Source organism: Polaromonas sp. CG_9.11 (assembly GCF_015752225.1).
GTDB lineage: Bacteria > Pseudomonadota > Gammaproteobacteria > Burkholderiales > Burkholderiaceae_C > Polaromonas.
In genome coordinates, this window is sequence record NZ_JADOVE010000001.1 from 330,328 (window position 1) to 351,388 (window position 21,061).

General features: G+C 61.6%; 20 protein-coding genes and 1 pseudogene. 13 read left to right on the forward strand and 8 right to left on the reverse strand.

Features of this window, described 5'->3' with window-relative positions; all coding sequences use genetic code 11:
- Positions 1-179 precede the first annotated feature (179 nt).
- The 7 genes from IWX85_RS01595 (at position 180) to IWX85_RS01625 (ending at position 6,320) form a co-directional block, all read left to right on the forward strand.
- Complete coding sequence (locus IWX85_RS01595; RefSeq protein ID WP_196868505.1) at positions 180-1,352, forward strand: PQQ-dependent sugar dehydrogenase; 1,173 nt, start codon at positions 180-182, stop codon at positions 1,350-1,352.
- A gap of 98 nt (positions 1,353-1,450) precedes the next feature.
- Positions 1,451-2,254 carry an ABC transporter permease gene (locus tag IWX85_RS01600; RefSeq protein WP_196868506.1) on the forward strand — a complete coding sequence of 268 codons (804 nt, stop codon included), beginning with the start codon at positions 1,451-1,453 and terminating at the stop codon, positions 2,252-2,254.
- A gap of 18 nt (positions 2,255-2,272) precedes the next feature.
- Positions 2,273-3,298: an MlaD family protein gene (locus IWX85_RS01605; protein WP_196868507.1), complete on the forward strand. Its 1,026-nt coding sequence runs from the start codon at positions 2,273-2,275 to the stop codon at positions 3,296-3,298.
- Between the two features lie 17 nt (positions 3,299-3,315).
- Positions 3,316-3,990, forward strand: a complete 675-nt coding sequence (locus tag IWX85_RS01610; protein WP_196868539.1) for a hypothetical protein — start codon at positions 3,316-3,318, stop codon at positions 3,988-3,990.
- Complete coding sequence (locus IWX85_RS01615; protein ID WP_036810897.1) at positions 3,987-4,289, forward strand: hypothetical protein; 303 nt, start codon at positions 3,987-3,989, stop codon at positions 4,287-4,289. The genes IWX85_RS01610 and IWX85_RS01615 overlap by 4 nt, the downstream gene beginning before the upstream one ends.
- A gap of 235 nt (positions 4,290-4,524) precedes the next feature.
- Complete coding sequence (locus tag IWX85_RS01620) at positions 4,525-5,046, forward strand: hypothetical protein (protein ID WP_370584166.1); 522 nt, start codon at positions 4,525-4,527, stop codon at positions 5,044-5,046.
- On the forward strand, positions 5,043-6,320 hold the full coding sequence (locus IWX85_RS01625; RefSeq protein WP_196868508.1) for an Hsp70 family protein: 1,278 nt from the start codon (positions 5,043-5,045) through the stop codon (positions 6,318-6,320). Before IWX85_RS01620 ends, IWX85_RS01625 begins: the two co-directional genes overlap by 4 nt.
- 26 nt (positions 6,321-6,346) lie before the next feature.
- On the opposite strand, the gene IWX85_RS01630 is transcribed toward IWX85_RS01625, so the two are convergent.
- Positions 6,347-7,087 (reverse strand): glutathione peroxidase, encoded by a 741-nt coding sequence (locus IWX85_RS01630; protein ID WP_196868509.1) that lies wholly within the window; start codon positions 7,085-7,087, stop codon positions 6,347-6,349.
- Between the two features lie 296 nt (positions 7,088-7,383).
- On the opposite strand from IWX85_RS01630, the gene IWX85_RS20860 reads away from it, so the two are divergent.
- Both IWX85_RS20860 and IWX85_RS01640 read left to right on the forward strand, forming a co-directional pair.
- Entirely contained in the window at positions 7,384-7,767 is a 384-nt protein-coding gene (locus tag IWX85_RS20860) for a phasin family protein (protein WP_196868510.1), read from the forward strand.
- A gap of 153 nt (positions 7,768-7,920) precedes the next feature.
- The gene (locus IWX85_RS01640; RefSeq protein ID WP_196868511.1) at positions 7,921-8,385 is read left to right on the forward strand and encodes a DUF2721 domain-containing protein; all 465 of its coding nucleotides are present in this window, start codon (positions 7,921-7,923) and stop codon (positions 8,383-8,385) included.
- On the opposite strand, the gene IWX85_RS01645 is transcribed toward IWX85_RS01640, so the two are convergent.
- Together IWX85_RS01645 and IWX85_RS01650 are read right to left on the reverse strand one after the other, a co-directional pair.
- Positions 8,375-8,578: a hypothetical protein gene (locus IWX85_RS01645; RefSeq protein WP_196868512.1), complete on the reverse strand. Its 204-nt coding sequence runs from the start codon at positions 8,576-8,578 to the stop codon at positions 8,375-8,377. The genes IWX85_RS01640 and IWX85_RS01645 overlap by 11 nt on opposite strands.
- Before the next feature lie 61 nt (positions 8,579-8,639).
- Entirely contained in the window at positions 8,640-10,301 is a 1,662-nt protein-coding gene (locus IWX85_RS01650; RefSeq protein WP_196868513.1) for a 4-hydroxyphenylacetate 3-hydroxylase family protein, read from the reverse strand.
- Between the two features lie 104 nt (positions 10,302-10,405).
- Between IWX85_RS01650 and IWX85_RS01655 the strand changes: the two genes are divergently transcribed.
- From IWX85_RS01655 to IWX85_RS01660, 3 genes and pseudogenes are all read left to right on the forward strand, one after another.
- Positions 10,406-11,032, forward strand: coding sequence for a TetR/AcrR family transcriptional regulator (locus tag IWX85_RS01655; RefSeq protein WP_196868514.1), 627 nt, complete (start codon positions 10,406-10,408; stop codon positions 11,030-11,032).
- Positions 11,033-11,181: 149 nt separating this feature from the next.
- Positions 11,182-11,344: pseudogene (locus IWX85_RS20695) on the forward strand (acyl-CoA dehydrogenase family protein); the annotation flags it as partial.
- Positions 11,345-11,495: 151 nt separating this feature from the next.
- Entirely contained in the window at positions 11,496-12,119 is a 624-nt protein-coding gene (locus IWX85_RS01660) for an isochorismatase family protein (RefSeq protein ID WP_196868515.1), read from the forward strand.
- A 19-nt stretch (positions 12,120-12,138) separates the two neighbouring features.
- On the opposite strand, the gene IWX85_RS01665 is transcribed toward IWX85_RS01660, so the two are convergent.
- The gene (locus tag IWX85_RS01665; protein ID WP_196868516.1) at positions 12,139-13,854 is read right to left on the reverse strand and encodes an ABC transporter ATP-binding protein/permease; all 1,716 of its coding nucleotides are present in this window, start codon (positions 13,852-13,854) and stop codon (positions 12,139-12,141) included.
- 389 nt (positions 13,855-14,243) lie between these two features.
- Here IWX85_RS01665 and IWX85_RS01670 point away from each other — a divergent pair, with 389 nt between their 5' ends.
- A complete protein-coding gene (locus tag IWX85_RS01670) occupies positions 14,244-16,157 on the forward strand; it encodes a propionate--CoA ligase (RefSeq protein ID WP_196868517.1) in 1,914 nt (637 codons plus the stop codon).
- A gap of 52 nt (positions 16,158-16,209) precedes the next feature.
- On the opposite strand, the gene IWX85_RS01675 is transcribed toward IWX85_RS01670, so the two are convergent.
- The 4 genes from IWX85_RS01675 to dapE form a co-directional block, all read right to left on the reverse strand.
- Complete coding sequence (locus IWX85_RS01675) at positions 16,210-16,695, reverse strand: hypothetical protein (RefSeq protein WP_196868518.1); 486 nt, start codon at positions 16,693-16,695, stop codon at positions 16,210-16,212.
- A 109-nt stretch (positions 16,696-16,804) separates the two neighbouring features.
- Complete coding sequence (locus IWX85_RS01680; protein ID WP_196868519.1) at positions 16,805-18,823, reverse strand: ABC-F family ATP-binding cassette domain-containing protein; 2,019 nt, start codon at positions 18,821-18,823, stop codon at positions 16,805-16,807.
- A gap of 81 nt (positions 18,824-18,904) precedes the next feature.
- Positions 18,905-19,819: a 50S ribosomal protein L3 N(5)-glutamine methyltransferase gene (gene prmB / locus IWX85_RS01685; RefSeq protein ID WP_036810937.1), complete on the reverse strand. Its 915-nt coding sequence runs from the start codon at positions 19,817-19,819 to the stop codon at positions 18,905-18,907.
- On the reverse strand, positions 19,816-21,036 hold the full coding sequence (gene dapE, locus IWX85_RS01690) for a succinyl-diaminopimelate desuccinylase (protein ID WP_196868520.1): 1,221 nt from the start codon (positions 21,034-21,036) through the stop codon (positions 19,816-19,818). The genes prmB and dapE overlap by 4 nt, the downstream gene beginning before the upstream one ends.
- Between the last annotated feature and the right edge of the window lie 25 nt (positions 21,037-21,061).

Genomic DNA, 21,061 nt, shown 5'->3' on the forward strand with positions numbered 1-21,061 from the left:
TTGAAAAAGTCGTTTCTGATTTTTTTAAGTGTTGGATTTTTGAAAACAGCTGTCTGGCAATGTGCGCTGCCGGATCGACAAGATACCTGAAGTGGTCCATGTTTCAGGGCTTTCATGACTTGAACTATTCCCATCCGTCAATATCGGAAAGTCATCACAACAATTCAAGGAAGCAGAAGATGCTTACAGCCCTGGGCTTGCGGGGGATACCTGCTGCCATTGCAATAGCCTCAAACCTGCTGGCGCCTGGGGCGCAGGCGCAGCAAGTCCGCACCGACATCGTTGCATCGGGATTGCAAAACCCATGGGCTCTCGCATTCCTGCCTGACGGGCGTTTTTTGGTCACCGAACGTGCCGGCCGCCTGCGCTTGCTGGCTGCCGATGGCAAGCCATTGGCAACCGTGGCCGGCCTGCCTGACATGGCGGCGGCCGGGCAGGGCGGCCTGCTCGACGTGGTAACGGACAGTGACTTTGCCCGCAACCGCACCCTGTATTTCTGCTATGCGGAGCCTGCCGTCACCGGCCGAGCCAACAGCACGGCCCTGGCCAGCGCCAGCTTGACCACTGACGGCGCGCGGCTGGAAAATCTCAAGGTGCTTTTCAGCCAGAAACCTAAAGTTGCCAGTTCGGCCCACTTCGGCTGCCGGATTGTCGAAAGCCGAACGCCTGGCATGCATGGCCGGCCCGACGGCAAGCTGTTCCTGACGCTGGGCGAGAGGTTTTCACGCAAGGAGGATGCGCAAAAACTCGACAACCACCACGGCAAGATCGTTCGCATCAACAAGGATGGTTCGGTGCCGGCCGACAATCCCTTTGCTGGCAAGGCGGGCGCATTGCCCGAAATCTGGAGCTACGGGCATCGCAATGCCCAAGGCGCCACGCTCGCGCCCGATGGCACGTTCTGGATGCATGAGCACGGACCGCAGGGCGGCGACGAAATCAACCTGCCCCGGCCGGGCGCCAACTACGGCTGGCCGGACATCACCTACGGCGAAAACTACGGGGGCGGCCCGATCGGTGAAGGCTTGAGCCGCAAGACCGGAATGGAGCAGCCGTTGCATTACTGGGTTCCGTCGATTGCACCGTCCGGCATGGCTTTTCTGGCCAGCGAGCGCTATGGCAAGGCCTGGCAGGGCAACCTGTTTGTCGGGTCGCTGAAGTATTCCTACCTGGACCGGATTGAACTCTCGGTGCCCTTCGGCGGCAAGGTGGTTCGCGAGCACAAGCTGCTGACCGATGTTGGCGAGCGCATCCGCGATGTGCGGCAAGGCCCCGATGGTCTGCTGTATGTGCTGACCGACAGCAGCAATGGCAAGCTCATCCGGCTTTTGCCTGAACCGCCAGGCAAATAAGGCGGCGGCGCGAAGGCCTTTGGCCCGCAGCACGCCGGTGACGCCTCCAGGAAACGTTTCGCGTTTTTGCCGAGCAAACGCCCCGTTATCATGCAGGCATGACTTCAAGCACCCCCTGGCACAGCCGCCTGACCCAGACGGGTTGGTCTGCACGGCAGTGGTTCACTGAATGGTGGCAGCTGGTGCATCTGGGCGCCGTGATCCTGGTACTGGCCCTTTCGCCCTCCAGCTACAGCCGTGAAAACCGGCGGGTCCTGGGGCGCCATGTCTATACCAGCACGGCGCCTGTGCTGCTGGGATTTTCGCTGCTGTGCGCGCTGGTGACGGTGGTGCTGACGCGCATCGTGATGGTGACGGCGCTGAGTTATGGCCTGTCGCAATATGCGCTGCAACTGGTGATTCGTGTGCTGGTGCTGGAGTTGATTCCCCTGACAGCCGCGCTGTTCGTTGCGCTGCGCTGCACGATTCCCGATGGCGCCGAACTCACCGCCCTGCAGGCCAGTGGCGAACTCGACAACATGCGCAGGCAGGGCGTGGAGCCGATACGCCGCGAAGTGCTGCCGCGCGTCGTGGCGGGCATGTTTGCTGGTATCACACTGGCCGCGCTGAGTTGTGTGGTGGCGCTGGTCGTGGCCTATGTCGCGGTGTACGGATTCACCGTGTCAGGACTGGCTGGCTATACCCGGCTGTTCGGCCAGGTGTTCACGCCGGCCGTCACGCTGATCTTTGTGCTGAAGACGGTATTTTTTTGCCTGGCCGTTTCGCTGATTCCGATGGCTTCGGCCCTGTACGGTATGCGCGGCGCCAGCATCCGATCGAGTGTCGAAATGCGCGGCCTGGTTCGTATGTTTGCCGTTTTGCTGCTGGTTGAAGTGGCTTCGCTGGTTGGCAATTATTACTGAGCCTGAGACACACTTTTTATGAGTTCACCTCCCGATTCATCCCCGCCGCTGCTCCCTTCCGTTGGCCATGGACCGGCGCACTCCGGGCGCCTGCCGGACAGCAGCGCGCCTGAAAACACGGCCAGCCTGGAATTCAAGGCCAGGATGCTGCTGCTGTTCATGCTGCTGCTGGTCTGCGGCTCGGCGTTGTTTGTGCTTTATGCACGCGGTGCGTTTGAAAGCACGCAGCGACTGGTGCTAATGGCCGATGATTCCGAAGGCGTCGTGGTCGGCATGGACATGACCTTTGCAGGCTTTCCGATCGGCCGGGTACGCCGCATCGAACTGGCTGAAGACGGCAAGGCGCGCATCCTGGTCGATGTGGCCCAAAAGGACGCCCACTGGCTGCGCAGCAGCAGCGTTTTCACGCTCGTCAAGGGTATCGTGGGCGGTCCCAACATCCGCGCCTACACCGGGCTGCTGAACGATCCGCCCCTGCCCGAAAATGCGGTGCGAACCGTTCTGCAGGGCGATGCCAGCGCGGAAATTCCCAGGGTCATTGCTTCTGCCAAGGAACTGATCGACAACCTCAACAGCCTGACGGGCAGCAGCGGCTCGGTGGGCGCCAGCCTGGCCAGCCTGCAGGTCCTGACCCGTCGGCTCAACGGACCGGGTGGCGCGCTGACGGTACTGCTCGGCAGCGAGGCCGAGGCCAAAAAGTTTTCCGCCACGCTGGACCGCACCAACACCTTGCTGGCCCGGCTTGACGGCATCGCTATCAAGACCGATACCCAGGTATTTGGCGACAAGGGCGTGCTGCCCGAAACCCGCGCCACCGTCGTCCAGCTCAATGCCATGCTGGGCGAGGCGCGCACCAGCCTTCAAAAGGTCGATGCCATTTTGGTCAATGCCCAGGCCATCACGTCAAATGCCAGGGACGCCACGAACGACCTGGGCGCCTTGCGCGGCGACGTTGAAGCCAGCCTGCGCAAAGTCGAAGGCCTGGTCAGCGAGATCAACCGCAAATGGCCGTTTGCCCGGGATGCAGAAATGAAACTGCCGTGAAAAATTTCCCTGCGTCGATGAAGTTCGCATTTGCATTCAGCACCGTTTTGGTCTTGGCAGCTTGCAGCAGCGGACCCAGGCCGCCGGACTGGCAAGTCGAAGCCAAGGGTTCCATGGAGCGTTCGGTCGCGGCTTACATGGAAGGCAACAGCCGCGTGGAAGCCGCTGAACTGGCGCGTACGCGCAGCCAGTTGTCGCGCACAGGCCGGCCCGACCTGCTGGCCACTGCCGAACTTCTGCGTTGCGCCAGCCGGGTGGCCAGCCTGGTGTTTGAGACTTGCGCAGGGTTTGAGCCGCTCCGGGACGATGCCACACCTGCCCAGCGCGCCTATGCCGACTATCTGCGGGGACAAGTACAGGCCGGAAATATCGCCTTGCTGCCGCCAGCCCAGCGCGCCGCAGCGGCGGGTGATGCCGGCGCGCTTGCGGGCATTGCAGATCCGCTGTCGCAACTTCTGGCAGCTAGCGTGTTGCTGCAGACTGGCCGCGCCAGTCCGTCCGTGATTGCTCTGGCGATTGACACGGCCTCCGCCCAGGGCTGGCGGCGTCCGCTGCTGGCCTGGCTAGGGGTCCAGCTCCAGCGAGCAGAACAAAGCGGCGATGCGCCAGAGGCGGCCCGTTTGCGCCGGCGCATGGCCATCGTGCAAGGCCCGGATGCGGCCGTGAAACATTTTCGGAAGGAAGAAAAATGAGCTACACCCTCAAACTCTATGCCTTCGAAGACGCCAGCCCGCAGCAGCTGCAGGCGGCTGAGCTGCGTTTTCGCAAGGCCCTGGACGAGTCGTTGGGCGATGCCAGCCTGGTGGCGCCGGTGCATGCCGCGTATCGCCGGATGGTGGCGACCTACGGCGAGCACCCGTCGCAAGACATCCTGTCGCCCGAAGAGCTGGAAATATTTACCCAGTGGCAGGCCGCCGAAGCCGCTGCATTGAACGCCGCTCTGGGACCAAACCGCTACATGGGGGATGCGCAGTTCGAGATTGGCAATTGATCCGCTTGGCGCGTTTCTTTTCGATGAAACAATGTTTTAGCGTAAATGTGCCCTTCATGCACGCCTGGTATGTCGAAGTAGCTATAAATTCAGTAGCTAAAATCATTTTGGCGCCTTGAGTTCGGTCGTGATGTGCATTGGCTTTCAGGCCGACAGTAAAATCCCTATCCCCTCCCGAATCCCTTTTGTAGATGCCCTTTTGTGGCATGATTTTTGACCTGAGTGAAGCGCCTTGATTGATTCCCAACCAACCCTGCCTGGTTCCGACGACGAATCTTCTTCAACCGACCCAGCCAAGATCCAGGAGCCTCGCCTGTGGAGCGGCGATGGCTGGACCGCCAGGGTCATCAAGAACGAAGACGACGACGGCTGGGCCGTGGCCATGGTCAAGGACGGCGAGCCCGAGCCGGCGCTGATCGGCCCCTGGACCATGGGGCGTGACAAGAAGAACCCCAAGCCGCTGGACATCAATGCCTTCAACACCCTGGTCAAGACTGCTTCGGAGTTTGTGCGCCGGCATGAGCAGCAACTGCATGCCTCGTTGCACCAGCGCATCACGGTGACGGCGAATGCCGGACGCCTCACGGTGTCGCTTGACATCGTTCCCGATGAAGACCATCCGCACGCGGTCTTGAGCGCACACGATGAAACCGGTGCGTTGCTGGCTGAAGTGCGCGTGGCGCCGTCGTTCAAGCTGAACCGCGCCAGCGCAGTAGCCTGGGCAGAAGGCGGCTTCAGCAAGCCGGCCGGGCGATGAGCGCCATGCCGGAGCCGACGGCGCCCGCAGCCGCCTGCGGCATTGACTTTGGCACGTCCAACTCCACCGCTGGCTGGAGCCGACCGGGCCAGCGCGCCTTGCTGGCGCTGGAGGATGGCAAGCTGACGCTGCCGTCGGTGATCTTTTTCCATGCCGAAGACGCGCATGTCAGTTACGGCCGCGCGGCGCTGGCCGATTACCTGGAAGGCCATGAAGGCCGGATGATGCGGTCGCTGAAAAGCCTGCTTGGCACGTCGATGATGGACGAACACACCGAGGTGGCGGGCCGCGCCGTGCCGTTCCGGGCGCTGCTGGCGCAGTTCATCGGCGAACTCAAGCGCCGGGCCGAACTGGCAGCGGGGCAGCCCTTCTCCCGCGCGGTGCTGGGACGACCGGTGTTTTTTGTCGATGACGATGCGGCGGCCGACCAACGCGCGCAGGATACGCTGGAAGACATTGCCCGCCAGGCAGGTCTGCGCGACATTTCCTTTCAGTACGAGCCGATCGCGGCCGCGTATGACTATGAATCACAGATCTCGCGCGAGGAACTGGTGCTGGTGGTGGACATTGGTGGCGGCACCTCCGACTTCACCCTGATTCGTGTGGGGCCCGAGCGTGCGAAGTGTGTCGAGCGGCGGGGCGACATTCTGGCAACCAGCGGCGTGCACATTGGCGGCACCGATTTTGACAAGGCCCTGAGCCTGGCCAGCATGATGCCGATGCTGGGGCTGGGCAGCCTGCTGAAAAGCGGGCGCGAAATGCCGTCAAGCCATTATTTCAACCTGGCGACCTGGCACACCATCAACCTGGCCTACACCAAAAAATCCTGGGCGCAAATCACCGAATTGCACCGCGATGCGGCGGACCGGCCCAAAATGGAACGGCTGCAAAGCCTGGTCAGGGAACGCGCCGGCCACTGGCTGGCGCTTCAGGTTGAAGACGCCAAGATTACGCTGTCAAATGCCGATGCAGCGCAGATCGACATCGGACGAATTTCAGCGGGTGACACCGTGACCCTGCACCGCCCAGAACTGGACGAGGCGATTGACGGGCTGGTGAACGCTGTCGAGCAAACTGTTGCCCGGCTGCTGGTCGATGCGGGCATCACCGCCGCTGGCATCGACACCGTGTTTTTCACCGGCGGTTCCAGTGGCGTTCCCCTGCTGCGCGAGCGGGTGCTGGCGCTGACGCCGCAGGCCCGGTGCGTCGAAGGCGACCTGTTCGGCAGCATCGGCGCCGGCCTGGCGCTTGATGCGCAGCGAAAGTTTGCCTGAATGTCGGGTTTGTCAGAGCGTCCGGTTTACTGTTCGCGCTTGGCCAGCCAGGCTTCCAGGTCTTCAGAGCCGCCAATTTTCTGACCGCCGCAAAACACCTGGGGCGCGGTTCCTGCGCCGGAAACGGCGTACAGGCTGCGCGAGGTGATGCCATGGCCCAGCGAAATTTCTTCAAAGCGCAGGCCCGCTTCCCGCAACAGCGACTTGGCCTTGGCGCAAAACGGGCAGCCGGGCTTGGTGAACACGGTGATCGGCTCGGGCGCCTTGGCACCCGGGGCAAGGTAATTGAGCATGGTGTCGGCATCGGACACTTCAAACGGGTCGCCTTCCTTTTCCGGCTCGATGAACATTTTTTCGACGCTGCCGTTTTTGACCAGCATCGAATAGCGCCATGAACGCTTGCCGAACCCCAAGCTGCTCTTGTCCACCAGCAGGCCCATGCCTTCGGTGAATTCGCCATTGCCATCGGGAATCAACGTGAGGTTTTCCGCTTCCTGCGCCTGGCCCCATTCGTTCATCACGAAGGCGTCGTTGACCGAAATGCACACCACGTCATCGACGCCATGCGCCTTGAAGGTGTTGGCCAGTTCGTTGTAGCGCGGCAGATGGGTGGACGAGCAGGTCGGCGTGTAGGCACCGGGCAGCGAGAACACCACGACCGTCTTGCCGTCGAACAAGTCGTCGCTGGTGATGTCAACCCATTTGTCGTTCTTGCGGGTCTTGAAGGTGGCTTGGGGGACGTGATGTCCTTCTTTGTTCGGCAGCATGGTGATCCTTGGAAGAGGGGTAAGACATGGAAAAAATTCAGCCAGCCAGTGTGCCATGCAAATTCTCTGGTCAATCCTTGTTAATTTTTTTACAAACCTTTCCATGCAGGCCAGGCGCACAAGCCTTCAAAACTTGAGCGCGTGGTAATCCCCTGATGACCGGCCGTTCAGATCATTCTTTAAAAAGGGAACTGCAATGAATACGAAATTCAAAGACAGCACCGCCAAGCGTGGTGCCCCAAGCGAGCCGCCGAATTTTCTTTCAGAACTGTGCAGCCGCCCGTTGGCACAGGGCTGTGGAGGGCACCACGGCCCTGTGCCGCGGCAGCGAAGCCCTGCGAAAAATCCAGCAGGATGCAGCGCATGAAGCTTCGGTTTTTCACGAAGAAAGAGCCCAAAAAATTTTTGCCTCCTCCCAGCCTGCCGAACTCGCGGCCCTCCAGTCCGTAGTCAGGCGGTTCACCCTGCAAGGCGTCGGCAGATACTGGCTGCAAATTGCCGCCTGCACGATGCAGACGCAAGTGGAAATGATCAGAAGCGCGACCCACGTTCTGGCGCGCGAAAAAGACCTGGGAATGAAGTCGCCGATGGAAATCTTTCAGTCGGCCCTGCCGCCCCTGGCGAACGGCTTTTTCCCCATGACTGCACATGTCGCGGAAGGCCAGCCGCTGCATTCCTGACATTCGGGCCAACGGCCCGCTGTCAGCCTTCGGCGCTGCTCCGGAAAGTTTCAGTCAGGTGATTTCGGGATGTTCCTTGCGTTGCAGCCGCCTGGGTCTGGCGCTTTCGCATGACAAAATAGCGGCCTTATCATCTCATGCAGCGGAGCCCGGATGAATTTTGCAACCGACCTTGCGACCGTGACCCATGGCATACAACTGGCAGTCGCCCCGGTTTTTCTGTTGACTGCGGTGTCCGGCATGATCGGCGCCGTGGCAGGGCGACTGGCGCGCATCATCGACCGGGCCCGATTTCTTGAGGGCAGGCTTGAAAGCGGTGTTGTCGAACCAGTGCGCGCCGCCAGGATGTATGACGAACTGCGCCGGCTCAGGCACCGGGGCTGGCTGGTCAATGGTTGTCTGGCATTGCTGACGTTTTGCGCCATTTTGATTGGCACCACCATCGTCTTGCTGTTTTTGGGCGAAACCAGCGAACTGCCGATTTTCAAGATCGCGACTGTTTGTTTTCTGGCCGGCGTGATGTGTTTCCTGTCGGCGCTGGTCTGCTTTCTGGCGGAAACCCTGCTGGCAACGCATTTGTTGAAGTTTGCGGAATTTCCCGCGCCAGTCAAACCATGAAGAAACCATAAAGAATTGTAGGTTGGCGCATTGCTGTCAAGGCTTTGTTGCTATCAATAAAAAAGTAATTTGCGATGCTTCTCCAAGCCATGCCATCCGAAGGAATGTGTCTGCCTTCAAACGGCATGTCTTCTGCCTCGGGCGTTTTCACCTTGCCCCTGGAATAATTTCGCAGCTCCTGCGTTTCTGGCATCCACCCATGCAGGAATCCCTGGATTTCGTGACGAACACGGGGCCCATGCCAATCTGAGCGGCTACTCACCAGCTCTGGAAGCACCCGCGCGCCGTGAGGGCAGGCTCGCCTGCACCACTGGCAAATCGACCATCACCGGCTGGCCGGGCGTAGTGCAGCCGGTATCGCAGCATTTGCCGGGCTGGCGGTTTTGGGTGATGGCGCGCTGCGGATCATGCGGCGCTGCGGCAGGCGAGCCATCGGCGGCAATGCCGCGCTCCAGAATGCGCTCTACCAGTTCCACTTTTGATCCGATCGGGTAGTTGCGGTAGATCTCCTGCTTCATCGCCGCCGGCGAACCGCCGCCGTGCAGGCTGATCACGCTGTACCAGCCGCCCTGGTAGCCGGCCGTCAGGTCTTCGATAAACCGCGCGGTTTCAATCCGCTGCTCGTAGGGAACGTCCGGATTGGCGCGCAACACTTCCGACAGTTTCGCGCCGGTCTCGGGATTGTGGTCTTCATCCGGGCCGGGCAGGGTGACGATCAGGCCGCCACTCACGTAGTGGGCAATCCGGTGCATGTCATAGATCTTGGTGGCCAGCAGCAGCTTGCCGATGTTCGAAAACACCGGATCAGGCATGAAGGTCTGGCTGTGTGCATCTGGCTTGCCGTACACGCTGGCGGCCACGCCACAGGCATAAAAACTTTCGGTGATGGTGATCAGCTCGACCATCTGTTCGCGCAAATGTGTTTCCTTGCCCGGATCGAAGCCATTGGCCTCGCACATCAGGGCGCCGGCGCCAATCAAGAGGTCGCCAAACCCGGCGCGCGCGCCAATGCAGGTGTGGCGGTGGTGCGTGGCGTAGCTGTAGGTCAGGTGGCCCGAATGCTCCCATTCGCCAGCGTAAAACACGCTGTCCCAGGGCACGAATACCTGGTCGAACATCACCACGCCGGTGCTCTGGCCGTACTTGCGGCTGAACAGCGGCGCGCCATGCTCGACCTTCTCGCCGGGCCGGCCGGCCGGGCGCGCAATGATGGTGATGCCGGGCGCATCGACCGGCACGGCGCAGCAGACGGCGAAGTCCGCATCCTCGCGGCCCATGTTGCGGCACGGCATGACGAGCAGTTCATGCACATACGGCGCGCCGGTCACGATGGCCTTGGTGCCCGAGATGACGATGCCTTTGGCGTTGCGCTCGACGACATGCAGGTAGCTGTCGACGTTCGACTGCTCGTGCGGACGCCGGCTGCGGTCGCCTTTGGCATCCGTCATGGCAATGCCCAGCGTCAGGTCCTGGTCCTGCACGCGGTGCAGGTAGTTCAGGAAACGGGCGGTGTTCTCAAGGGTGCCGCGCGCGTCGTCGATGCGGCTAGAGACCTGGCCGATGGCGTTGAGTGCGTCGTGCGTCAGGTAGCGCTGGGCGCAGCCGGTTTCCTGGCAGACCAGGCGCACGGCTTCGAGCTTGTTGAGCAGGTCGCCGCTGCTGGTGTTGATGTGGCTCAAACGGTTGACGCGCTTGCCGCTGGTGTGCTGCACGGCGGTCATGATGGGCGCGTATTTTTCCTTTAGCGCGTAGTCGTAGGTCAGCGCAATCGCATTGATGCCAGGGCCGAAACCGCGCTCGTCGGCCACGCTGGCAACCTGCCGGCCGTCGAGGAAAACGCGCGGCCGGTAGCGGCGCAGCGATTCGCGGAAATCGTCGCCGGACATCAACGTGGCGGCAGGTTGTGAAGCATTCATGATCGAGTCTCCAGGTTTTTTCAAATTTTAAACGCTGTTTAATTTAATCGGCAAGCGTTTAATTTGAAGCATTTTTTTAGCTGGTTTGGGTTTATATTCTGGCCATGCAAGCCAGACTCGAACGCCAGCAGGCCCTGAACGACTCGCGCCGCGCGCTGATGCTGGACGCCGCGCGTTCGGTGTTCCAGCGGCTCGGCATTGAAGGCGCGAGCATCCGCGAAATCGCCAAGGCGGCCGGCTACACGCCCGGGGCCATCTATTCCTATTTTGAGAACAAGGAAGCCATCTACGGCGCGCTGCTGGCTGAATCCCTGGAGCGGCTCAATGCCGTGGTCGATGCCGCCGATGCGCCTGACGGTTCGGCGGCTGATGTGCTGAAGGCCAAGGCCAGCGCCTGGTTCGGTTTTTATGCCGCCAATCCGCGCGATCTGGACCTGGGGTTTTATCTGGTGCAGGGCATGCAGCCGCGCGGGCTGAACGCCGAGCTCAATGTCCGGCTCAACGACCGCTTGCACGATGCGCTGCGCCCGTGCGAAGCGGCATTTCAGGCGATGGGGCTGACGGCGCAAGAGGCGCTGCGCGAGAACACCGCACTGTTTGCCCACGGCGTTGGCCTGCTGCTGCTTCAACACACCGGCCGCATCCGCATGTTTGGCCAGGCGGCGACCGACCTGTTTGCCCGTTATCTTGACGACTTGCCCGGCCGCCTGGCCCGTGGCAAAGCCACCTGACCCCCGAGCCGGTAATCCCCATGAACGCACCGATGAACGCCCGCAAGCTGTTGTCCGTGCCGGACAGCGCAAGCCACCATGCCACGCCTTGTGTCAGGAAACAGGCGAGTCCGCTCACTGGTTTCAACGGGTTCAAACACAACGCCGTGCTACGCGAAATCCTGTCGCATGCGCACCTGACACGGCTGGATTTTTGCCGTCGGGTCAGCCGGCCTGATGTGCCAGTCGCTGACCTTGGCGCTCAACCATGCCCGCACCCGCAGGGGTTTCGGGCGTACGCTGATCGAGCAGCCGATCAGAAACCCTGTAATGCCACGGCGTCAACGGTTTCATTGAGGAAAACCCGATGGCCCGGATCTGCTGCTTCAGGGTGAGCCTGCCACGACGTCCGGACTGGTGCGCCAGAGTAGCCGTCAGCCTCGGCAAGGGCTGGGATAATGGCCGCCAACCCTAAGGAATAACCATGTTGCTTGATGCCGACGACTCCCAGCTTGTGCTGATTGATTACCAGACCCGCCTGATGCCAGTGATTTTTGAAAATGAAATCGTCGTGGCCAATGCCCTGCGGCTTGCGCGCATGGCCCGCATCCTGGAGGTGCCGGTCTGGGGCACGGCGCAAAACCCTGAAAAACTCGGCCAGAACCTGTCCGAGTTGCAGGCGGCGATTGATTCGGCCGGCGGCAAGACCATGGCCAAGATGCATTTCAGCGCCGCCGCCGACGGCCTGGTCGAATGGCTGCGTCCGCCGGTTCGCAAGGCACCGACCGGCGGCAATGCGCGCAGCCTGCCCAAGCACCTGCAAAAGCCTGCAGAGCCCGAGGACGCGGGCCGCAGCATGATCGTGATGGCTGGCTGCGAAGCGCATGTCTGCCTGATGCAGACCGCGCTGGAATTGCTGGAAGAAGAGTTTGATGTGTGGGTCGTCACCGACGCCTGCAGCTCGCGCAGCGAGCGCAACCGCGACGCCGCGTTCGACCGTCTGGCCGGCAACGGCGCCGAACTGGTCACCACCGAAATGGTGGCCTTTGAATGGGCGCGCACCTCCGAGCACGGCGCGTTCAGGGAATTGCTTGCGCTGGTGAAGTAATTCCGCGTCGCCCTGGCAGTCACTGATAACTGTTTGCTCTTTGCAGAGCCCACCGGCCGTCCCCAGGCAGTTCCAGCACCCATTCATGGTATTTCATGACTTCCGGATGGTGGCTGATGCTGACCGGCGTGATCGACAAGCCCGCGAGCTGGCTGTACAACAACGCTTCGTTGGCCGCATCCAGCGCGCTGGTGGCTTCGTCCAGCAGCAGGTAGCGCGGTCTGGAAAGCAGCGCGCGGGCAAAGGCCAGCCGCTGCTGCTCGCCGACCGACAGCACCCGGGCCCAGTCGAGTTCGGCGCCCAGGCCACCGAAGCGCTCGGCCAGCGTCGGCAGGTTCACCCGTTCCAGCCAATGCAGCAGCTCCTCGTCTGAAATGTCGCGGTCCATGCGCGGATAGGTCAGCTGGCTGCGCAGGTCGCCGAGCAACAGGTAGGGTTGCTGGGGCATGAACAGCATGTCCGATCCGGCGGGGCGCGTGATCGTCCCCGAGCCCGTGGTCCACAGTCCGGCAATCACCCGCAGCAGGGAACTCTTGCCGGTGCCGCTGGGGCCGGAAATCAGCAGCCCACTGCCGGGCTTGATGGCCAGCGTGAGGTCACGCAGCAGCAGGTGCTCGCGGCCCGGCGTCAGAACGGTCACCTGATCAAGCGACAACTCGAAGCCATGCTGCGTCTGGATATGCTGCACACTGTTGCCGTCGGCCGGGCGGCTGGCATTGGCTTGCAGGGCATCGGAAAAGGCGTGCAGCCGCTCGACACCGGCCGAAAAACGGCTGAGGCTTTCAAAATGCTCGACGATCACCGTCAACGCGCTCAGGATGGCGGCAAACGCACCCGCCGCCTGGATGGCGCGGCCGACTTCCAGACGCCCCGACAGCACATCGCCGGCGATGATCACCGTCGGCAGCACGATGGTCAGGAAACCATGGGCGTACTGGAACAGGTTGAGCCCGAACTGCCAGCGCAGCACCTGCTGGTAGTTGGCATAGACCCTGGAAAAAATGGCTTGCAGCGCCGTCATCTCGCGCGCCTCGCCGTCGTGAAAGGCAATCGGCTCGGCATGCTCGCGAACCCGCACCAGGCCGAAGCGGAAGTTGGCTTCGCGCTGCAGCTGGCGAAAGTTCAACCCGATCAGCCGCTTGCCAAATGCCGAAGCGGTGAACACGGTGCTGAACACCGCATAGCCGATCAGAAACAGCACCAACCCCCGCGAGATTGACCACAGCACGGCGGAGAAAGCGACCAGCTGCAGCACCGAACCCAGCACGATCATTGAAAAATACAGCGATTGCTGGGTGAAGGTGTTGATGTCCTCGGCAATCCGCTGGTCGGGGTTGTCGATGCCGGCGGCAACGCCCAGCCGGTAGTAGGCGCGCTGGTCGAAATAGCGCGCCAGGAACGAATCCGTCAGCCAGCGGCGCCAGCGCAACCCGAGCGTGTCGCGGACGTAGTAGTACAAGGCATAAATCGGCACCGCCGCAACAAGAATCGCCGTGTAGCGCCAGATCGAGGCCCAGAAGCGGTCAGTATCCTGCGCGGCCAGGGCCGAGGTGAACTCGCCGGTTTCCTGGTTGAACAGCACGTTGAACGCGGTCTGCCCCAGCAGCAGGACGACCAGCAGAAGCAGCAGGCTCCGGGCGCGCCAGCGTTCGTCTGAAAACCAGTAAGGCCGTGCGATCGCTGCAAAGCGACGCCACAGGCGGGCATTGAAGCCGGGATCTTCTGCTGCGCTCATGAAGTTCTGCGGTGAGTGGGCCAGCCGCCGATTTAATCTGAAATAACCAAAGCCCGCAGCCGAAACTAAAAAAATTGAATTTCAGATGAAAAAATGCCGTTAGCGCAATGCTGTTGGGCATTTAAAGCTATCTTTGTAATAGCAAAAAGAGCGCTCATACGATGAGCGTCCGCTGGACGTCAGCTTGCAGAAAGACCGCTGTTCATAATTAAGAATTCAGTTTTTATGCGTTCCAGGTGCGGAATTTTTTTCAGCCTGACTGCAATGTGAACGAAATTGCCAGGATGCGTCGCAGAAAAATCCGAAGGCCTTGACGACGCGCAAAGCCATCGGCCGCAGGGCCGACTAAATTCGACCCGACAGTTGCCTCAAAATTACGGAGACTTTTCATGACAAGCTATGCAGACTTCTACCGCCAGTCCATTGACCAGCCCGACGCCTTCTGGGCCGATCAGGCCGGACTGATCGAGTGGCACAAGCCGTTTGACCGCGTCTGCAACTACGACAACCCGCCCTTCGTGAACTGGTACGAAGGCGGCCAGACCAACCTGTGCCACAACGCCGTGGACCGGCACCTTTTGGACCGCGCTGGCCAGCCCGCGCTGATTGCCGTTTCCAGCGAAACCGGCACCGAGAAAATCTACACCTTCACCGACCTGCATGTCGAAGTGCAGCGCATGGCCGCCAGCCTGAAGGCCCTCGGCGTCGAAAAAGGCGACCGGGTATTGATCTACATGCCGATGATTGCCGAGGCTGCTTTTGCCATGCTGGCCTGCGCGCGCATCGGCGCGGTGCATTGCGTGGTGTTTGGCGGCTTTGCCAGTGGCTCGCTGGCCTCGCGCATTGAAGATGCCGCGCCCAAGGTCATCGTGAGTTCCGACGGCGGCTCGCGTGGCGGCAAGGCGCTGCCCTACAAACCGCTGCTCGACGAAGCCATCCGCCTGTCCAGCCACAAGCCCGGCGCCGTGCTGCTGGCCGATCGCGGCCTGACGCCCATGGATCTGGTGGCCGGGCGCGACCATCTCTGGAGCGAACTGCGCACAACGCATGTCGATGCGCAAGTGCCGTGCGAATGGCTGGACTCGACCGCCATCAGTTACACCATCTACACCAGCGGCACCACCGGCAAGCCCAAGGGCGTGCAGCGGGACACCGCCGGCTATGCCGTGGCGCTGGCCGCCAGCATGAAGCACATCTTCGACGGACGTGCCGGCGAAACCTTCTTCTCGACCAGCGACATCGGCTGGGTCGTCGGCCACAGCTACATCGTTTATGGGCCGCTGATTGCCGGCATGGCGACCATCATGTACGAAGGCCTGCCGACGCAGGGCATGGACAAGAAGCCCAATGGCGGCATCTGGTGGGAACTGGTTGAAAAGTACAAGGTTACGGTCATGTTCAGCGCCCCGACTGCCGTGCGCGTGCTGAAAAAGCAGGACCCGGCATTGTTGACCAAATACGATTTGTCCAGCCTGCGCGCTTTGTTCCTGGCCGGCGAGCCGCTGGACGAACCGACGGCGCGCTGGATCAGCGAAGGCTTGAGAGTGCCGATCATCGACAACTACTGGCAGACCGAAAGCGGCTGGCCGATTTTGACGATTGCCAACGGTGTTGAGCCGAAACCGAGCAAATTCGGCAGCCCCGGCATTCCGATGTACGGCTACAACGTCAAGCTGCTGCACGAAGCCACCGGCGAAGAACTCACCGCGCCCGGCGAAAAAGGCGTGGTGGTGATCGAAGGCCCGACGCCCCCGGGCTTCATGCAGTCCATCTGGCAGGATGATGCGCGCTTCGTCAACACCTACTGGAAGAGCATTCCGGGCAAGCTGGTCTACAGCACCTTCGACTGGGGCATTCGCGATGCCGACGGTTACTTCTTCATTTTGGGCCGTACCGACGACGTGATCAACGTGGCCGGCCACCGCCTGGGCACGCGCGAGATCGAGGAAAGTATTTCCGGCCATGGGCAGGTGGCCGAGGTGGCGGTGGTTGGCGTGGCCGATGGGCTCAAGGGCCAGGTCGCCATGGCCTTTGTGGTGCTCAAGGATTCCAGCGTGATGGGCGACAGCGCGGCCTGCGGCAAGCTGGAGGCCGAGATCATGAAGCGCGTGGACGGTGACCTGGGCGCGGTGGCCCGGCCGGCGCGAGTTCGTTTTGTGACGGCTCTGCCCAAGACGCGCAGCGGCAAACTGCTGCGCCGCGTGATTCAGGCGGTGTGCGAAGGCCGCGATGCCGGTGACCTGACGTCCATGGATGATCCGGGCGCCCTGCAGCAGATCCGGGACCGGATGGAAACCGTTTAAGCAGCGGTTTCCGGTGCGGCCTGGTTCCGGTAGACGGGCCAGCCCGGCCGCTTCAGTTCAACCGCAGTTGCGCCTGCTGGACCACCCGGATGCAGTCCTTCATGTGCTCCTCGCCAAAGTAACGGATGGCAGCATAGCCCACGCTGGCCGCCACGAGCTGGCCGGCCAGCGGGATGTACTTGGCCAACTGCTTGGTCGCCATGCGCGTGCCAATCCGGGTAGTCGCCTTGATGATCAGGTCGCGGCTGATGAATTTGCCCACCAGCACCGAGCCGACCATGGCCACGGCTTTTTGCACCTGCTCGCGTTTTTTCGGGTCGAGCTGGTCGATCTGTTCGGGCGCCAGACCAAACTCCTTGTTGATGGCGGGAATCAGTTTGGACAGCAGCGCCGCATCCACCGCCCAGTCCAGGCCGGGCACCGGCACAGCGCTGGCAACAGCAGCGAACATCGCGCGCTTGTGCAGCAGCTTGCGGCTGCGAATCACCGCCGCTTGAAGCGCCGCATCGTCAGCGGCCAGTTGCAGGGGAGTAGGCATGGCTCAAAAACCTTTCATGGGATGTCGTCTTGCGTGCAATGGCTTGTATCACACGGCAAGGCATGCAGCCCATCATCTCTAGCCAATCACCGGCTGAGCCTGTGGCGTTTCAGGCGGCGACGGCTTCGAGCTTTTCCGTCACTTCCAGCCAGCGCTCTTCCAGTTTGACCAGGTCGGCTTCAATCACCTTGAGGCGCTTGCCGGCCTGGGCGATTTCAGCCGCCGACTTGGAGCTGGTCAGCAAGGTTTCGAGATTGGCTTTCTCGCTGTTCATGCTGAGCAGCTGGCGGTCGATCTTTTCCAGATCCTTGCGCAGCGGCTTGGCGGCATCGGATTGCTGCTGGCGGCGCTGGGCGTCTTCCTTCTTGCCAGACGAATTTTTAGCATCTAAAGTGCCTGTAGCGCTTGCTGCATCTGCACTGGCAGCTACTTTTTTGGTAGCGGCCGGGGCGGCAGTGCTGTTATTTGACTTCTTCGCTTCCTCGCGCATGCGCTTGGCCTCGTCAAGCAGGTAGCGCTGGTAGTCGTCCAGGTCGCCGTCAAACGGCTCCACGCCACCGCGCGAGACCATCCAGAACTCGTCGCACACGGCGCGCAGCAAGGCACGGTCGTGGCTGACCAGCATCACCGTGCCTTCAAACTCGTTGAGCGCCATCGACAGCGCCTCGCGCGTGGCCAGGTCCAGGTGGTTGGTTGGCTCGTCGAGCAGCAGCAGGTTCGGCCGCTGCCAGACGATCATGCACAGCACCAGCCGGGCCTTTTCACCGCCGCTCATGCTGCCGACGGACTGTTTGACCATGTCGCCGCCAAAGTTGAAATTGCCGAGAAAGCTGCGCAAGTCCTGCTCGCGGGTCGGCTGGTTGCCCAGTTTGCCGGCGGCGCTGACTTCCTTGACCAGCCGGATCATGTGCTCCAGCGGGTTGTCGGCCGGGCGCAGCACGTCGAGTTCCTGCTGGGCAAAGTAGCCGATGTTCAGGCCCTTGCCCTCGGTCATCTCGCCTTCGATGGGCGCCAGCGCGCGCGCGACGGTTTTCACCAGCGTCGATTTGCCCTGGCCGTTGGCGCCCAGAATGCCGATGCGCTGGCCGGCCAGCACGGATTTGCTGACGTTTTGCACGATGACGGTCGGCGGCGTGCCTTCGGGCGCGTCTTCAGGCGCGGGGTAGCCGAAGTAGGCGTTTTGCATCGACAGCATCGGGTTGGGCAGGTTCGCCGGCTCCTTGAACTCGAAGGTGAAATCGGCTTCGGCCAGCAATGGCGCGATTTTCTCCATGCGGTCGAGTGCCTTGACCCGGCTTTGCGCCTGCTTGGCCTTGCTGGCCTTGGCCTTGAAGCGGGCGATGAACTTTTGCAGGTGGGCAATCTTGTCCTGCTGCTTGTTGAAAGCGCCTTGCTGCAGCGCCATCTGTTCGGCGCGCAGGTCTTCAAACTTGCTGTAGTTGCCACCGTAGCGTGTGAGTTTGGCGCTTTCAATGTGCATCGTCACATCGGTCACGGCATCGAGGAATTCGCGGTCATGGCTGATGACCAGCATCGTGCCCTGGTAGCGCTTGAGCCAGGCTTCCAGCCACACCAGCGCGTCCAGGTCCAGGTGGTTGGTCGGCTCGTCAAGCAGCAGCAAATCTGACGGGCACATCAGCGCACGCGCCAGTTGCAGGCGCATGCGCCAGCCGCCGGAAAAGCTGTTGACCGGGTTGTCGAGTTCGCTGAGCTTGAAACCCAGGCCCAGAATCAAGGCCTGCGCGCGCGCCTGCGCGTCGTGCGCGCCGGAGTCGTACAGGTCCATGTAGGCGTGCGCCATGCGGTCGCCATCGCCGCTGGCTTCGGACGCATCGACTTCGGCCTGTGCGGCCAGCAGCACCACATCGCCCTCGATCACATAGCTGGTGGCGCTTTGCTCAGTTTCAGGCATGTCCTGCGCAACCTGCGCCATTTTCCACTGCGCCGGAATGTAGTATTCGCCGCCGTCTTCGTGCAGCGAGCCGTTGAGCATGGCGAACAGCGACGACTTGCCCGCGCCGTTGCGGCCGACCAGGCCGACATTCTCGCCAGGGTTCAGGGTGACAGACGCGCTGTCGAGAATCACTTTGGAGCCGCGACGCAGCACCACGTTTTTAAGGGTAATCATTTATTAACAGACTGAAGAAATAGGATCGGACCGCAGGGCGCCCGGCAAAGCGCTTACGGTCCGACATACGAAAGTCAAGGTTCAGGCCAGCTGTTCCCGCGTCAGCAGCAAGACCTGGTCAGGGCCGGCGCTGGTTTCAAACCAGAGCGGCTCCAGGTGCGGAAAAGCGCGTATAAAATTTTCGCGCTCGTTGCCGATTTCCAGCACCAATACCGCATTTTCGTTCATTTGCGCGGCAATGGTCAGAAAAAGGCCACGAATGAAGTCCATGCCGTCGCTTCCACCGTGCATATTGCCCGACAGCGCCAGTCCAGGTTCAGCCCTGAATTCGGCAGGCAGCGCGGCCATGCTGGCAGCGTTCACATACGGCGGGTTGCACAAGATCAGGTCGTATTGGCCGGTACAAGCCGTCAGGCCGTCTGATTCGATCAGGGTGATGCGGCTGTCCAGCTGGTGCCGGTCCACATTGATGCGCGCCACCGCCAGCGCGTCCGAGCTGATGTCGGCGGCATCCACCACCACGTCCGGAAAGGCCATGGCGGCCAGTACCGCCAGGCTGCCGTTGCCGGTGCACAGGTCCAGCACGCGCTGCGTTTCGTCGCTCAGCCAGTCGTCAATGCTGCCGTCGTCGAGCAATTCGGCGATCAGCGAGCGCGGAATGATCACGCGTTCATCGACATAAAAGGGCACGCCCATCAACCACGCTTCGTTCGTCAGATAGGCGGCGGGCTGGCGGGTGCTGATGCGCTGGTCCACCAGCAGGGCGACCTGCGCCTGGTCTTCGGGCGACACCGGCCGGTTTTCGACCGCTTCCAGGTCGTCGATTTCCAGGCCCAGTTTCCACAGCACCAGCCAGGCGGACTCGTCAAATGCGTTGGTCGTGCCTTGGCCATACCCATCGGCAAAACTCAGGCCGGCGGCGTCCAGCCGGTCGGCCATCTGCTCGATCAGCGCCAGCACGGTCACGGTGGGGGCGGGGAGGGGGGTTGTGGTCATGCCAGTCCTGCCAGGCGTTCAAGCACGCCTTTGTAGATATTCTTGAGCGGATCGATCGAGCTGACCGCCACGCATTCGTTGATCTGGTGGATGGTGGCATTGACCGGCCCCAGTTCAATCACCTGCGGACAGACCTTGGCGATGAAACGGCCGTCGCTGGTGCCGCCGGTCGTGGACAGTTCGGTTTTTAAACCGGTTTCGGCCAGAATTGAACCGCGCACTGCATCGACCAGCGTCCCGGGCGTGGTCAAAAAGGGCAGGCCGCCCAGTGTCCATTTCAGGTCGTATTCAAACTGGTGCCGGCTCAAAATGGCCAGCAGGCGCTGCTGCAGGCTTTCAGGCGTCGATTCAGTGCAAAAGCGGAAATTGAAGTCCACCACCAGGTCCCCCGGAATCACATTGGTCGCGCCGGTGCCGGCGTGCATGTTGGACACCTGCCAGCTGGTGGCGGGGAAAAAATCATTGCCCTGGTCCCACTGCGTGGCGACGAGTTCGGCCAGCGCCGGCGCGAACAGGTGGATCGGGTTTTTTGCCAAATGCGGGTAGGCGATGTGGCCCTGCACGCCCTTGACCGTGAGCTTGCCGCTCAGCGTGCCGCGCCGGCCGTTCTTGATCATGTCGCCCAGATTTTTGACCGAGGTCGGTTCGCCGACGATGCAATAGTCAAGCACTTCGCCGCGCGCCTTGAGCTGGCTGCAGACGACGACCGTCCCGTCAAGTCCCGGACCTTCCTCGTCGCTGGTGATCAAGAAAGCCATCGACAGCGCCGGCCGGGGATGCGCCGCCAGGAATTCCTCGACCGCCACGACCATGGCGGCAATCGACGTTTTCATGTCGGCTGCGCCGCGTCCGTAGAGCTTGCCCGCCCGGTGGCTGGGCGTGAACGGGTGGCTGTGCCAATGTTCCAGCGGGCCGGTTGGCACCACGTCGGTGTGGCCGGCAAACACCAGCGTCTTGACGCGGGTTTCGGCATTGTCTGGATTTGCTATAGATTCAATAGCTGCTTGCATAGGCTCAGCATGCGCAACTGGCCTGAAACCCTCAAATTTTGCCCACAGGTTGGTAACCCGGAAGTGTTCAGGTCCGCTGATGATGGTTTCACACTTGAAACCGAGCGGCTTGAGTCGCGCGATCAGCAGGTCCTGGCACCCCGCATCGTCGGGCGTCGCCGAGGCGCGGGAAATCAGTTGCTCTGCAAGGTGGAGTGTTCGGGACATGGTGATGCAGTCGGTGCCTGGGCGG

Bases quoted from the DNA above. Each gene is read 5' to 3' on its own strand.
- IWX85_RS01640 (WP_196868511.1), top strand. From the start codon at position 7,921: ATGAATTTTGCAACCGACCTTGCGACCGTGACCCATGGCATACAACTG.
- IWX85_RS01600 (WP_196868506.1), top strand. From the start codon at position 1,451: ATGACTTCAAGCACCCCCTGGCACAGCCGCCTGACCCAGACGGGTTGG.
- dapE (WP_196868520.1), bottom strand. From the start codon at position 21,036: ATGTCCCGAACACTCCACCTTGCAGAGCAACTGATTTCCCGCGCCTCG.
- IWX85_RS01615 (WP_036810897.1), top strand. From the start codon at position 3,987: ATGAGCTACACCCTCAAACTCTATGCCTTCGAAGACGCCAGCCCGCAG.
- IWX85_RS01605 (WP_196868507.1), top strand. From the start codon at position 2,273: ATGAGTTCACCTCCCGATTCATCCCCGCCGCTGCTCCCTTCCGTTGGC.
- IWX85_RS01655 (WP_196868514.1), top strand. From the start codon at position 10,406: ATGCAAGCCAGACTCGAACGCCAGCAGGCCCTGAACGACTCGCGCCGC.
- IWX85_RS01595 (WP_196868505.1), top strand. From the start codon at position 180: ATGCTTACAGCCCTGGGCTTGCGGGGGATACCTGCTGCCATTGCAATA.
- IWX85_RS01625 (WP_196868508.1), top strand. From the start codon at position 5,043: ATGAGCGCCATGCCGGAGCCGACGGCGCCCGCAGCCGCCTGCGGCATT.
- prmB (WP_036810937.1), bottom strand. From the start codon at position 19,819: ATGACCACAACCCCCCTCCCCGCCCCCACCGTGACCGTGCTGGCGCTG.
- IWX85_RS01665 (WP_196868516.1), bottom strand. From the start codon at position 13,854: ATGAGCGCAGCAGAAGATCCCGGCTTCAATGCCCGCCTGTGGCGTCGC.
- IWX85_RS01660 (WP_196868515.1), top strand. From the start codon at position 11,496: ATGTTGCTTGATGCCGACGACTCCCAGCTTGTGCTGATTGATTACCAG.
- IWX85_RS01650 (WP_196868513.1), bottom strand. From the start codon at position 10,301: ATGAATGCTTCACAACCTGCCGCCACGTTGATGTCCGGCGACGATTTC.
- IWX85_RS01675 (WP_196868518.1), bottom strand. From the start codon at position 16,695: ATGCCTACTCCCCTGCAACTGGCCGCTGACGATGCGGCGCTTCAAGCG.
- IWX85_RS01645 (WP_196868512.1), bottom strand. From the start codon at position 8,578: ATGCCAGAAACGCAGGAGCTGCGAAATTATTCCAGGGGCAAGGTGAAA.
- IWX85_RS01610 (WP_196868539.1), top strand. From the start codon at position 3,316: ATGAAGTTCGCATTTGCATTCAGCACCGTTTTGGTCTTGGCAGCTTGC.
- IWX85_RS01630 (WP_196868509.1), bottom strand. From the start codon at position 7,087: ATGCTGCCGAACAAAGAAGGACATCACGTCCCCCAAGCCACCTTCAAG.
- IWX85_RS01680 (WP_196868519.1), bottom strand. From the start codon at position 18,823: ATGATTACCCTTAAAAACGTGGTGCTGCGTCGCGGCTCCAAAGTGATT.
- IWX85_RS01670 (WP_196868517.1), top strand. From the start codon at position 14,244: ATGACAAGCTATGCAGACTTCTACCGCCAGTCCATTGACCAGCCCGAC.